The 12,883-nt window shown below is 45.3% G+C and carries 12 protein-coding genes; 7 read left to right on the top strand and 5 right to left on the bottom strand.

What is annotated here, in order from left to right; genetic code table 11:
- Positions 1 to 139: 139 nt before the first annotated feature.
- Positions 140 to 1,303 carry an MFS transporter gene (locus tag ACFI6J_RS03645; RefSeq protein ID WP_377956570.1) on the bottom strand — a complete coding sequence of 388 codons (1,164 nt, stop codon included), beginning with the start codon at positions 1,301 to 1,303 and terminating at the stop codon, positions 140 to 142.
- 1,089 nt (positions 1,304 to 2,392) lie between these two features.
- Here ACFI6J_RS03645 and ACFI6J_RS03640 point away from each other — a divergent pair.
- The 7 genes from ACFI6J_RS03640 to ACFI6J_RS03610 all read left to right on the top strand — a co-directional run bounded on the left by ACFI6J_RS03640 (position 2,393) and on the right by ACFI6J_RS03610 (position 9,683).
- Positions 2,393 to 4,996, top strand: a complete 2,604-nt coding sequence (locus tag ACFI6J_RS03640) for an efflux RND transporter permease subunit (RefSeq protein ID WP_156087160.1) — start codon at positions 2,393 to 2,395, stop codon at positions 4,994 to 4,996.
- 1 nt (position 4,997) lies between these two features.
- Positions 4,998 to 5,879 carry an outer membrane lipoprotein-sorting protein gene (locus ACFI6J_RS03635; protein WP_168532804.1) on the top strand — a complete coding sequence of 294 codons (882 nt, stop codon included), beginning with the start codon at positions 4,998 to 5,000 and terminating at the stop codon, positions 5,877 to 5,879.
- A 28-nt stretch (positions 5,880 to 5,907) separates the two neighbouring features.
- Positions 5,908 to 7,521 carry a hypothetical protein gene (locus tag ACFI6J_RS03630; RefSeq protein ID WP_278346027.1) on the top strand — a complete coding sequence of 538 codons (1,614 nt, stop codon included), beginning with the start codon at positions 5,908 to 5,910 and terminating at the stop codon, positions 7,519 to 7,521.
- 27 nt (positions 7,522 to 7,548) lie between these two features.
- Complete coding sequence (locus ACFI6J_RS03625; RefSeq protein ID WP_110288880.1) at positions 7,549 to 7,755, top strand: YgaP family membrane protein; 207 nt, start codon at positions 7,549 to 7,551, stop codon at positions 7,753 to 7,755.
- A gap of 150 nt (positions 7,756 to 7,905) precedes the next feature.
- On the top strand, positions 7,906 to 8,487 hold the full coding sequence (locus ACFI6J_RS03620) for a DUF3299 domain-containing protein (protein ID WP_014951170.1): 582 nt from the start codon (positions 7,906 to 7,908) through the stop codon (positions 8,485 to 8,487).
- Between the two features lie 5 nt (positions 8,488 to 8,492).
- Positions 8,493 to 8,939: a hypothetical protein gene (locus ACFI6J_RS03615; protein WP_014951169.1), complete on the top strand. Its 447-nt coding sequence runs from the start codon at positions 8,493 to 8,495 to the stop codon at positions 8,937 to 8,939.
- 15 nt (positions 8,940 to 8,954) lie between these two features.
- Positions 8,955 to 9,683, top strand: coding sequence for a DUF3299 domain-containing protein (locus tag ACFI6J_RS03610; RefSeq protein ID WP_168532798.1), 729 nt, complete (start codon positions 8,955 to 8,957; stop codon positions 9,681 to 9,683).
- An 18-nt stretch (positions 9,684 to 9,701) separates the two neighbouring features.
- Here ACFI6J_RS03610 and ACFI6J_RS03605 read toward each other — a convergent pair whose 3' ends face one another.
- The 4 genes from ACFI6J_RS03605 to ACFI6J_RS03590 all read right to left on the bottom strand — a co-directional run bounded on the left by ACFI6J_RS03605 (position 9,702) and on the right by ACFI6J_RS03590 (position 12,801).
- Positions 9,702 to 10,499: a 5'-nucleotidase, lipoprotein e(P4) family gene (locus ACFI6J_RS03605; RefSeq protein ID WP_061486764.1), complete on the bottom strand. Its 798-nt coding sequence runs from the start codon at positions 10,497 to 10,499 to the stop codon at positions 9,702 to 9,704.
- A 62-nt stretch (positions 10,500 to 10,561) separates the two neighbouring features.
- Positions 10,562 to 11,488 carry a GTP cyclohydrolase FolE2 gene (gene folE2, locus ACFI6J_RS03600; protein WP_278346026.1) on the bottom strand — a complete coding sequence of 309 codons (927 nt, stop codon included), beginning with the start codon at positions 11,486 to 11,488 and terminating at the stop codon, positions 10,562 to 10,564.
- 84 nt (positions 11,489 to 11,572) lie between these two features.
- Entirely contained in the window at positions 11,573 to 12,049 is a 477-nt protein-coding gene (locus tag ACFI6J_RS03595) for a MerC domain-containing protein (protein WP_278346025.1), read from the bottom strand.
- A gap of 71 nt (positions 12,050 to 12,120) precedes the next feature.
- Positions 12,121 to 12,801: a ZrgA family zinc uptake protein gene (locus tag ACFI6J_RS03590; RefSeq protein ID WP_462585708.1), complete on the bottom strand. Its 681-nt coding sequence runs from the start codon at positions 12,799 to 12,801 to the stop codon at positions 12,121 to 12,123.
- Between the last annotated feature and the right edge of the window lie 82 nt (positions 12,802 to 12,883).

Below are 12,883 nucleotides of genomic sequence, written 5' to 3'. Positions count from 1 at the left end.
TTTAAAAATAAAAGGTAAAAAAATAGATACCTTTGAAATAGGCGTATTCCTGTCACCTGTCAGGCTGACATTAATTCGCTAAGGCCTGTTTAGCTTTGATGACGAATTGGGCCAAATGTATAGCAACGGTTAACAGGCCCTAGCCAACGTGTCTAATTCTTTTCAATGTTATGTAGACGACGCACGTGGTTGCTGCGATTAGCACTGACGCTATAGCGAACGGAAGCGCGATATCCAGTTGGTAAATGAAAGCTGCCAGTGGCGGACCTATTACGTAGCCCATGGCAGTAGTCGCTGTAATTAACCCAGTGATAGTGGCTTGTTGAGAGGGGGCGCAGTAGGTCGTTGCTGCAGCTGCCAAAGATGGGTAGGCCATTCCCATACCTAAACCCATTAATGTCATGGCCGCATAAAGCATAAATAACGAATGTTGAAGAAAGAGCAGCAAGTAGGCTAAGCCCAATAGCGGAAGCGCGATAGTGATCATCGCTTCTTTGCTTATTCGGCCTTTTTGTACCCACCCAAATTGGGCTGTAAGAGACGCGGCAGCACTGACCATCATCGCGAAACCCACTTGCCGAGCAGCGTCTACGGGTGAATAGTCGTAAAAATCGATAAAAAAGAAACCCAGTGATTGCTGCATCATAGCCATTGCGCAAAATACACAAATACATGCAGCGACGAATACATAAGGTACTTTGCTAGGCGCTTGGTTATTGTCGCTAGTCTGCTGAGCGTTTTTTTGCTGAGACATAGGCGGCAGAACAGGTAGCTTAAAATATACCAATGTAAGCGCCAGCAAGGTTAGCAAAACGATGCTGTACAACGGTGCTAATAAGCCAAAACCGACTAAAAGCCCAGCGTAGGCGGGCCCCACAATTTGCCCTACGTTGCTTGCAGAGGTGACTTTGCTGATTGCACTTACTCGACTTTGGGGCGTACTGATGGCGACGGCGTAACCTACCGCAGAAGGCGGAGTTGCAGACATAATGGTTGATTGCAGACTTCGGCTTATCAACAATGCCAAAAACAAATTGGTGCCGCTTATAATGCCAGAAAATCCTGCCATCCATGCACTAGCGAAGGCAAATGTGCCCAAGCTATAACCCGACAGACCAACCATTAAAATACGTTTAAAGCCCGCACGCTTAGCGACTTTGCTCCACACATTCGTACCGAACGCAAAGATAAGTGCAGAGCTAGACATAATAGTGGCAATGTGGAATTCAGAAAGGTTCGCCTGTCGCCCCATAGAAGGGAGTGTGGTAAGCATTACGCTTTGGCCAACAGACGTAGCGAGCAACGCACAAAAAAGAACTCTAAAAACGATAGTAGATGCAGACGGCGAAAGCACGCAGGTAGCCCTTTTGTTAGGCGATAAAGAATCAACGCAATTTTATCACAAATGAAGATAAAAAAATGCCCGCCAAAGGCGGGCCAAAATCAGAGGTATGTAAAGGCCGGGATGGGCCTTTGAGGGGAGAGGGTAGTCGTCGGATGACAACTCACTAATAACATCGACGACATTACCAGTGTCCTCACTATGGTCTCGCTGAAGCAACACACACGTACATTCAACGAATCCAAATTGGGTCAACAATCCCTTGCTGCACGAGACATCACTGTCGGTGCTTGCGATGTAGGTACTCAGAGCTTGTTTGCAATCCTTATGAAACAAGTGCCTTGCATCCTGCGAGTTTAATTAGGTTGTCTTTTACCTAACCTCATCATCGACCAGCAATTTAACGAATCTTCTACAGGCATCCATTAGCTACAATACTGACACATCCGTTTTTCCTTGGTGACACACTCCATGCACTTCCCATGTCGTCACCTTCAGTATTTGTCATCTACGCAATTTGGCCTCTCCGTCGCTAAAGCTATCCTAGCTACAAACTGCGTTCTGTATTTATCCGTTAGTCTAATGTATGCGTGATCTGTGCCAAACCTTAAATTCAATTTAGAATAATTTTAACTTACTGATTTTTAAAGATTATTTTTATTTTTGGACAGCGGGTAGCTCGTATTTGAAAAACTAAGGTTGAGTAGGTATGTAGTTTTTTCTCGGTGGTGTGTAGCGTTTTACAAACACTTTTCTTTTCTCTGTGTTACTCGTCGCATTGCTCTTGATCTTTTCTAAAAATACATTAGATTATTTATATATTAGAGTAATCTAATTTAATACTGTGTCCCATAAACGCTGTGGCCCATAAATGTACCCATTGTTTTTGCTAACGCAGGTAGGCGTTGTGAAATGTTCTGCAGATCAAAGGTCATGGTTTGTGAAAGTGGAGCGCCACTCAACACGCCAAGGAAACACAGTGGATGGAGTTAACCCAGTCGTATCACGATTAGAGGGAATCAATGTATTTCCTAGTAGGAGTTCATAGCTATGTTCACGGCAGTTATTGAAAAATTACTGTTCCTCTCTACCCGGAAAGGTAAGTGGGTTTATGCCGCTTTACTGTTGGCTGTTGTCTTTTGCGCTTATCAAATGCGGCTAATTACGATAGACACCGACCCAGAGAATATGCTTGAAGCCAATCATCCTGCCCGCGTCTTTCATAACGATGTGAAGCATACTTTTGCTATGCACGACGCGATAGTGGTGGGGGTTATAGCATCACCAGCCAATGACACAGCCACTCATAATGCTGCTTTAAGTACCAATAAAGGCATCTACACACCAAACAACCTGCAAGCAATAGACGGTGTTACCCAGCAAATATTAAACACTGAGGGGGTTATTGCTAGAGATGTCATGTCGTTCTCAACAGTGGACAATATTACTCAAGGTGACGACGGTGAGCTCAAGTTCTCTTGGATGATGTCACAAGCCCCATCATCGCAAGAGGAAGCAGATTACATTGCCAATGCTATTGCACGCCTTCCAATGTTACAGGGGAGCCTGGCTTCCTCATCACACAATGCTGCGGCTATCTATGTGCCCATTAAAGATAAAAATGAGAGCTTCCGTATTGCGGAAGACATTCGTGCCTATATTGGCGCGAATACAACAAACGAAACATTGCAGTGGCACATAACAGGACTCCCTGTTGCTGAAGATCAATTCGGCGTTGAAATGTTTATTCAAATGGCAATTTCAGCGCCAGCTGCGGGACTAATGATTTTTATCCTCCTCTTTGTCTTTTTCCGCAATTTTACGCTGATTACCGCCCCGATGGTGGTGGCAATGGCAACGGTAATTATCACAATGGGGGCGCTAATCGGCTTAGGTTTCACTGTGCACATCATGTCATCCATGATTGCCATATTTTTGATGCCTATCGCTGTTGTTGACTCGGTGCATATATTGTCTGAGTTTTCAGACCGCTATAAACCAGGTCAAAAGGCCGATCAAGTGATTACCACAGTGGTTGAACACCTATTTCAGCCGATGCTGTTTACGTCGCTGACCTCTGCGGCAGGGTTCTATTCACTTATGCTAACTCCCATTCCACCCGTACAGATTTTCGGTGCTTTCATTGGCTCAGGTATTCTGTTGGCTTTCGCTATTACGCTTACCTTTATACCTGCTTATATATCAAGAATGTCGCCAGAGGCGCTCGCAAAATTGCAGTCTGCACTGCACGCCGATGCCAATACCTCATCAATGAAAACAACATACTTACAGCGATTTGTGTACGGTATTCGCACCTTGGCGCTAAATTATAAAGGGGCATTACTCGTTGCGTTTATGGTGATTTCAGCGGTATCAGTGTGGGGTATTTTCCAAATACAAATTAACGATAATCCTGTGCGCTGGTTTAAAGAAAATCATGAAATTCGTGTAGCCGATAATGCGCTTAATAGGGAGTTTGCGGGTACGTATAACGCGTACATTGTTATTGAAGATACCCGCAAGCTGAAAAGTGCAGGTGAAATACTGCTAAGTGCAGAGTTGCCCCCTTCATTAGATGAATGGCGTGAAACAACCCTCGATACACTAAACAATGAAAATGCCGGCAATAATTTTGAGACTCTCGCATTTGCCGTCGATGATGCATTATTTGGTGATCTTGAGAGCGACGAATATGACGCTTTAAATCGATTGCTTTCAAGCATTGATGAAATTAAAGGCACAAGCAAAACGTTTCAACAGCCCGATAATGTAGCGCTGCTTTCAGACCTGCAAAATTACCTAAGCACTCAAACGCTGGTGGGTAAAACTCAGTCCCTCAGTGATGTGATTAAAGTGGTTAACCGAGAGCTGCATTCGGGCAATGACAGCGACTACGAGTTACCTAATACTCAGCCGGCGATAGCACAGACGCTCTTGCAATATCAGTCCTCTCATAGGCCTCAAGACTTGTGGCATTTCGTGACACCAGACTATCGTAAAACCTTGGTGTGGCTACAACTATCCAGTGGTGACAACCAAGATATGACCGAGGTAATTGAGTTAGTCGATAACTACTTCGCTCAACACACACTGCCTGATGGCCTGACATATCAATGGGCAGGTAAGGCATACCTAAATGTGGTGTGGCAGGACAACATGGTTGCAGGCATGTTAGACAGCTTACTTAGCGCCTTCATTATTGTTTTTGTGATGATGGTATTGCTGCTGCGCTCACTGATATTCGGTGTATTAGCCATGCTGCCCCTTACCATAACTATCACCTTTATTTACGGTGCTATTGGCATTGTAGGTAAAGATTACGATATGCCTATTGCCGTGCTTTCAGCCCTGACATTGGGTTTGTCGGTAGACTTTGCCATTCACTTTCTGGCTAGAGCCAAAGAGATTTACAAGCAAACGGGTAGCGTGAGTAAAACGTTTGATGCCATGTTTGAAGAGCCTGCTAGCGCTATTACTCGTAATGCGCTGGTCATCGCGCTTGGCTTTACGCCGCTGCTTTTAGCACCACTTGTGCCTTACATCACCGTGGGCATTTTTCTGGCAAGTATTATGTTTATTTCAGCACTCGTTACGCTGCTGGTGTTGCCAGCTGCTATGACGTTGCTTAAACGTTGGGTTTTCAAGGAGGCCTAAAATGCGTATTTCCATATTATCAGTGTTCATGTGGCGTCGACCAAAAATACGAAACCTTCGAAGCATGTTCAGGGGCCTTGTTGCGCTATTACTTATATCGGGTAATGGATTCGCTCAAGCCTTGGCAAACCAAAACGGTAGTAATATAGATGTTGCCGAAATCGTCAATAAGGCCGAGCAAGCAGCGTATTACGCAGGCAATGACGGGCGTTCAATGGCGAGAATGCTGATTGTAGATGAGCAAGGTCGAAAGCAAATGCGTCAGTTTACTATTCTGCGCAAAGATGTGCTGAATGATGCAGGCGCCGACACCGGCGATCAACGAATGCTGGTTTTCTTTAGCCGTCCTACTGAAGTTGAAGGTACGGTATTTCGCGTTGAAAAGCATGCGGCGCTTAATTCTGATGACGACCGTTGGTTATATTTGCCGGCTTTAGATTTAGTAAAGCGAATCGCCGCAGGCGATAAACGTACATCGTTTGTTGGTTCTCATTTCTTCTATGAAGATGTTTCAGGCCGCGCAACGGCGCAAGACAGTTTTGAGCTGCTTGAACAAACCCAAACTCATTATCGCTTAAAAGCGACGCCTAAGGACACAGCGCTCGTAGAGTTCAGCCACTATGTAGTAGAGATAGACAAAGACACTTATTTGCCCACCTTAATTAACTTTTATAAGGGTGACAATAACTACCGCCGCGTTGAAGCTGTGACCATTGAGACTATACAGGGCAATCCTACTGTGGTGAGGAGTAAGGTGACGGACCTTGCATCAGGTGGCTATACCCTTATGGAATTCAGAGGGATTGAATACGACATAGGTCTTCCAGATAGCATATTTAGTGAGCGTAGCCTACGTGTGCCACCGCAACGCTATATTAAATAACACAATCTTGAAAAAGGAATTTAGCACGGTGCGCTTGCCTAAATTACTAGCTCCATCCATATGGATAACGCTGCCTAGCCAAGCCTATGGTCTTTCTGAGTGGGTTAAAAAGCAATGGAGGGCGCACGCTTTGCTCGCGCCGATTATTTTCATTTTTGCATTAATGGCAGTAGTAAGTTTACCGTTAAGCGCTCAGACGTTAAATGTTGAAAGCCAGAACCCAAAAGACCCGTTAAAAATCGGCACACAAGAGTACAAAGCTAACGCAAACGACGAGTGGGACAGCGTGTGGCCTGGGGACGACAATGTCGAATCAGGTGATGATTGGAATGACGAGTGGGATGACGAATGGGGCACTGAGAGCAAAAGTAAACTTCGTATTTCTGGCTTTGCCGAGCTCGCCGTTGGAAACCGTTTTTTCCGTGACATGGCTACCGCGTTTGGCAGTCAGAATTCACAAATGAACGAGAGTTTCCAAGCAGCTAACGCGCCATCCGTGTTAAATAACAGCACATTGCGCGACGCCAGAGTTCAACTTCGCGCAGACTATGCATTAGATAGTTCCTCCATTTCCAGTAAAGCAGACGTTTGGTATGACGGCGTAACGTCGTCGTGGGGATCACAACTTCGCGAACTGGCATGGCAAGGTAGCTTAAGCAGTATTCTACCCAGCGCTTTAGTCGGCACGGGGGACTGGGCAAATGCATTTGACATTAAAGTCGGTAAGCAAGTGCTGACCTGGGGGACAGGGGATTACTTGTTCTTAAATGATCTCTTCCCTAAAGATTATCAGTCGTTCTTTGCAGGAAGAGAAGACGAATACCTTAAAGCGCCGAGTAATGCATTAAAGGTGTCGGGCTACACGGATTTTGCCAATGTAGATTTAGTCGTCACACCTGAATTTGAGCCTGATATTGGTATTACAGGCGAAATATTTTCTTTTTACAGCCCGCAATTGGATGAAAACATTGCCCCTTCGTTTTCTGTTGAACGTGATAATCGCCCACGAGGAAGTGAGCTTGCCTTAAGGGTGTATAAATCTGTTAAGGGGATGGAGATTGCAGGCTATGGTTACACCGGTTATACAAGGCAGCCCACCGCGACAGATTCTCTTGGAAGACCGCGCTACAGTAAAATGAATGCCTATGGCGCAAGTGTTGTCGCGCCTCTGGGGCGGGGGATAGCAAATGCGGAATATGTTTTCTACAACAGCCTTGAAGACATAGATGGAAGTAACGGGCAAATAGCGAATGATCAAAGTCGTTTCTTACTAGGCTATAGCCAAGAAATTGCCGCAAATCTTACCGGTAGTTTCCAGTGGTACACCGAGTACTTACACAATGCGGATGGCCTAGATAGAACAGTCTCGTCTTCTGAGCGAGTTCAAGAAAAATACCGCCATTGGGTGACGACCCGTTTAACGTGGTTAGCACTTCGTCAAACACTGACGTTAAATACTTTTCTGTTTTATTCACCCAGCGATAGCGACGGATACCTAAAGACTACAGTGGCTTATTCGCCCACCGACAAGTGGCAAGTGCGAGCGGGGGTGAATGTCTTTTCAGGTAAGGATAACTATACGTTTTGGGGGCAGTTTGAAGACGCAAGTAATGCGTTTATTGCCTATCGATTTTATTTTTAATCTCTTCCAATATCTAAGGATTACGTTATGTCTCAGGAAAAAGCATTAACCGCCTTCGCAGGGCTCATGGTGTTGTTGTCTGTATTACTAACCCATTTTGTTCATGCAAACTTTATGTGGTTTACCGTGTTTATTGGCGCAAACTTGTTCCAACAGAGCTTCACTGGCTTTTGCCCAGCAACGCTATTTTTTAAACACGTGCTTGGGCTTAAAAGTGAACGGGAGCTAGCGTAATTAACTGATGCTTCACAAATGCGCTAGCAAAGCATTTTCTATTGAGTAATTGGCGCTAAGTAACATTTTGCAAAGATAAACGCTTATTGCAATTTACTACGTTGTGATATGTTATAACGTGATTGTTAAATAGTATGTTAGGTCATCTTTGTGAAATTTTCTGTCACGCTTTCTAGCGTTAAATTCGGTTTAATTGCGGCACTATTGGTTTTATTTAGCACGTTAAACCCAACCCAAGCCGCCAATTACGAGGAAATTGACTGGGTAGCTCTTATGCCCGAGGACGATTTGAGCGCGCTTTTAAATAGGCCTGAGTTTTTAAACGATATTGCCGATGGCTCTGCCGCCGACTCTGTCGATGATTTTGCTTCAAAGCAGCTAGAAGATGAACAAGCACAGCGATACCAACAAGCGTTAGTGTCGACGCGAGTGATAGAGGCATTTGACGGGAAGGCTATCCGCATCCCTGGATTTATTGTGCCTTTAGAGCAAAACGATGAGCAAAAAGCGACGGCTTTTTTCGTCGTTCCTTATTTTGGGGCTTGCTTGCACATGCCACCACCGCCGCCAAATCAAATTTTGTATGTTGAATACAAAGAAGGCATTGCAGTTGAGAACTTGTACGACCCTTATTGGTTTGAAGGCACGGTAAAAATAGACAACCACGAAAGCGCACTAGGTACATCTGCTTATTCGTTAGTGCTAGACAGCTTCGCGCTTTACGAGGAGTAACTGATATGAAAAAAACAGTCGTTGCAGCTACCGTTTTATCAAGTCTTATAGCATTTCATAGTACTGCGTGTGAACTACACGCAGGTATGGGAAACATGCAGTTTGGCTTTCAGCACCCCATGATGCAACAGCATTTAGCGGCAGCTAAGGAGCCGCTCATTTCGCTCAATATCGACAGAAAGCGAGAAGTGGCTAAGCTTGAGGCGTCAGCCGTTCCGCTGCGATTTACCATTCCTTCGAACTACAAAGAAGTTAGCGTAGATGTGATGGCAAGTGATGGCGTAACGCTACTGTCGCCGCAGCGCTTTTCTCTGCCGTCTACAAAGGGCGAACAAGCCATTAGCTTTCAGGCACAAGAAGAAGGCACGCACGAACTTGTTCTAAAAGTCTATGCGCTTAAAAAGAATGTGCCGGTAACTTACACCCGCAAAGTCAAAATTTTAGCAAGTTAAAAGCTAGGATAATGTATGAAGCGCGCCACGTACGTTTTACTGGCTTCTCTTATTGCTTTGATTGCATTGGGCGCGCTGGTGGGGCTCGGCCTGAGGGGTAAGCTTGATAGCGTAATTGAGCGCTTTTTCGAGAATAACACGGCGATTTATCAAGACAGCCACAGGTTAACTACCGTTCAACAGTTCCAACCCTTATCGTGGGACGCGCTGTTACCTGACGCCGAAAAGGCGCTGTTGGGCAAGACCCGATCGACTCAAAATCCTCAGCAGAATTTACCCCTTCACGAACAGGTATTTCAGTCTATTCAACGCACGTTTGACGATGAATACCAGCAAGCGCTTATCTCAGTGAATACGGTTGACACATTTAACGGCAAGTACGTCGAACTCAGCGGGTTTATTGTGCCTGTAGAGGCCAATGCACAGCGAGAAATAACGGCGTTCTTCATTGTGCCTTATTTCGGCGCGTGTATTCATTACCCACCACCGCCACCGAATCAAATTGTGTTTGTTTCGTTGAATAATACCCACGAGCAAGGCGGAATTAGAGGAATAGACATCCAGCAGGCGTACACGTTCTCGGGTGAGTTTTCTACCGGGTTGTACGAAGACCCTCAGGGCACATCCGCTTACTTACTGGATGTGGTAGAAATAAAGCCCTATTCAGGGCTGGGAAATGGCATTAACGATGACAACGCTAATCTAACGAACGGCGCTTTCCATATAGAAAGCGACATTCGTTGATTTTACTTTATCAATGGTCTACCAAGAACCATACATGGGGTTTGGCAGAATAAAAATCTCTGTGCCCACTCGTGGCATGAGCAACTCAACGTTGGCAGATTCTTGGGTTACGCCGCCCACATCTTCAATGTTGTCGCCAATTTGCATGATAATAGTGTGAGGCACAGCCCACGTAGACGTCGCGTCTTTAGACGTATTCGAACATGCGATCTTGCCTTGGGTAAGCTGCATTCTGCGCAAGTCTTTGTCATTAACCATACCTTCTTGGCCTACCGCTTCTTTGTCTTCAGCAGTGCGGCCAACAACACAGGTATTACTCGTGGTAAGCGGCAAACCTTGCGCCAAAAGGTTATTCCAGGTGTGACTATCAAGCGCTTTATTGCGATTCGTAATAAGCGCCACCTTGCCATTTCGTGCAACAACTTCATCGATGAAAGCGGCTACACCAGGCACAAGTGTGGCTTCTTCACGTTTTACCCATTCGGCCCAGCTTTGTGAAGAATATCCCAAGCCAGCACTTTCCCGTTCTTTTTGATAGGTGCTATTGTCTAGCACGGTTTCATCAACATCCATCACCACAACATCGCCATTAGCAAAACGCGTAGGTAGCGCTGAAATAGCTTGGCCATACACAAAACTTGAAAGAACAGGGTACTCTTTGCTGCTGGTTTGGTATATCACAGCATTTGACAGAGTGTGTGATTTTACACCAGCAAGCGGGGTTGAGGGCGCAGACGAGCACGCCGCAATAGCTGATACTGCAGCGCCTATGCACGCTGCTTTGCTGATGTAAGAGAGCTTGTTAAGAGATAACAATGTTATTTTCCTTTTATTATTTCTTCTGCCTACCGGTTTCAACGCCCAAATTATGTCTGAATTTATCGATGAACAGGGCCTGATAATTCAGCAATGGCGTCGTGTGCATGCAGACTTTCTTGATGTTCTACTTTTACACGAAAATAGGTAGCTTGGTAATACGTACTTAACGCTTCATGCAGTCGCCTTACCGAATCTTCTACAAACATTAGGTTTTCAGCATTACGCTTGGCAAACGCCTGTTCATCTTCACGCTTAACTGCGGTTTGAAGCGGTGTGCCTAACGCGTTTTCTATCAGGTCAATAATACCAATAAAATCGGGGATCTCGTTGTCGCTTAAATCTAGGGTTATATCGGCAAAAGAACGCTGTGCATGCGCCGTGGCGATGCTTGCTTGTTTAGAAGCGAGCCAAGCGCCCATTTCTTCTACGGATAAACCTTTTCCTTCGAACTGCTGCACAAATACTTCTGATAACGCCTTGCGAGAGAGGGAGGCCGAACAAGGACAAGTACTAGAGTACGGTACTCTTAACTTAAGCTGTGCCTCATAACGTTCAGGTGATCGTCTTACGCAAAGTGAAGCAGGGTACGATTGATATCCTGACATCCTACTTATGAGCGCCGGACGCGACACGGTGAGGTCAAAGTGTAGATTAAGCTGGGCGCTGTTGCTCAGCTCATCTTGAGACTCGATAAGCGCGTTCATTAACGACACAAGTGCCGACTTATGTAAGTCTTGGTTGCTCAAATATCGCTGCAGCAAGCTGTACAATCGAGACATGTGAATGCCTTTAGCATTGGGATGATCTAAACTTACTGTTACATCAACCGTAGCCTTACTGGCTAAGCGCTCACCGCGTTTACCTAGCACGTGCAGAGGGATAGCAATGCCCTGCATGCCTACACTATCAATAACAGGAAGTTGCGCAGTGGAATGCTCTGTAGTGACATCGGGAAGTACCGTGTCGGAATGATTGAAACTAGACAAAATAACCTCTGAATGAGACCTCAAAAACGGCTTACATCGAGCGTCGCTCGATAAGAATTACCCGCTTTTGAGGTTATGATGAAACTAATAGGGTTGTGATTGGGTGGTCTCGCGCTCTTCGCAAATAGGCACTTGCACGGTCGACCTAAGCCGATAGTTAATCAGGTGCGCACCAACGATAATAAACGACGCGATTACCGTGATTGTTACTTCACCATATTCACCTAGTACTTCGTGTCCTAAGCCTATCCACTCAACGAGCAGTGGACTACTTAAAAGTGTTAGGCCAAAAACACCAGCAAATACTACCCACTTATTTTTGTGATGTAGGTAGCCTAGTGAGAGCGCAAAAACACCGATGGGCAGCACAAAGAACAGCAATATTTGATGGAAGGTTTCATCATTGAGAATTGACACACCTGCCAATGCAGGTATGGAAATCAATAAAATAGGCGTTAATAAACAATGTACTACGCAAAGGGATGAAAGGAGCATAGCGAGCCTGTCTGAAATAAACTGCATTTTTGGCATTGCGCTGCTTCCTTGAGATATCGAATTCATAGTATGTCCGAAAATTGCTATGGCGCACGCATAATGGGTGAAGCTTGCGCCTGAGAGAGTAAAAAATCTAACTAGCTGCTTATCAGTAAGGTTGGCTGACTTGGCGTTATCTCTAGTGCGCCTTGTCCTTTGTTGGTTACCCAAATTGCATTAACGTGCTGCAGGCTTGGCCAATGGGGAAACCCTGTCATCTCAATACGCTTTACGGGGCCTTGGCAACTAAGCAAATATGCGACACGAAAATCAGAATGCGTGTTGCGATGGGCATGGTCTTCGTGTTCACTTTCATGCTCGTCATGCTCGTCATGCTCGTCATGCTCGTCATGCTCGTCATGCTCGTCATGCTCGTCATGCTCGTTATGCTCGTTATGTTCGTTATGCTCGTTAGCTACCTCCCATGGGCTTTCAAGTGTGGTATCGAGTAATTCACACGTATTGCTCAGGGTAAAAATATCGTCAAAGCGCTGAAAAACCTTTTGCGTTTCTTTATAACGTTTTTTCTCGCTAGTCGTGGATGGCGCGTATTCAAACCCCAGAACATCAGCAGCAGGCAGCTGCAGCACAAACTGCCACTCACTTCCCGCTTGTAGGATTTGTAGTTTGCCTTCGCCGTGAGTATGAGGCGCAGCATGAACAGCGTTGATACCCATCCCAGCCAAATTCAATCCGACAAAAGTACCTACCTTAAGAAAAGTTGAAGAGGCGCGTAGCGCTTTTTGTGAATTCTTCCACGTAATAGAAATAGTTTTCATTTTTACCTCTTGCGTAAACGTTACAATATAACATACCATAAAAATAAATATGATACATTATCACATTACACAAATTCAGAGG

The sequence above is a fragment of the Alteromonas sp. G4i13 genome (assembly GCF_054960505.1).
The sequence above is the reverse complement of the archived record's forward strand: the minus strand, read 5'-3'. Positions and strand labels throughout refer to the sequence as shown.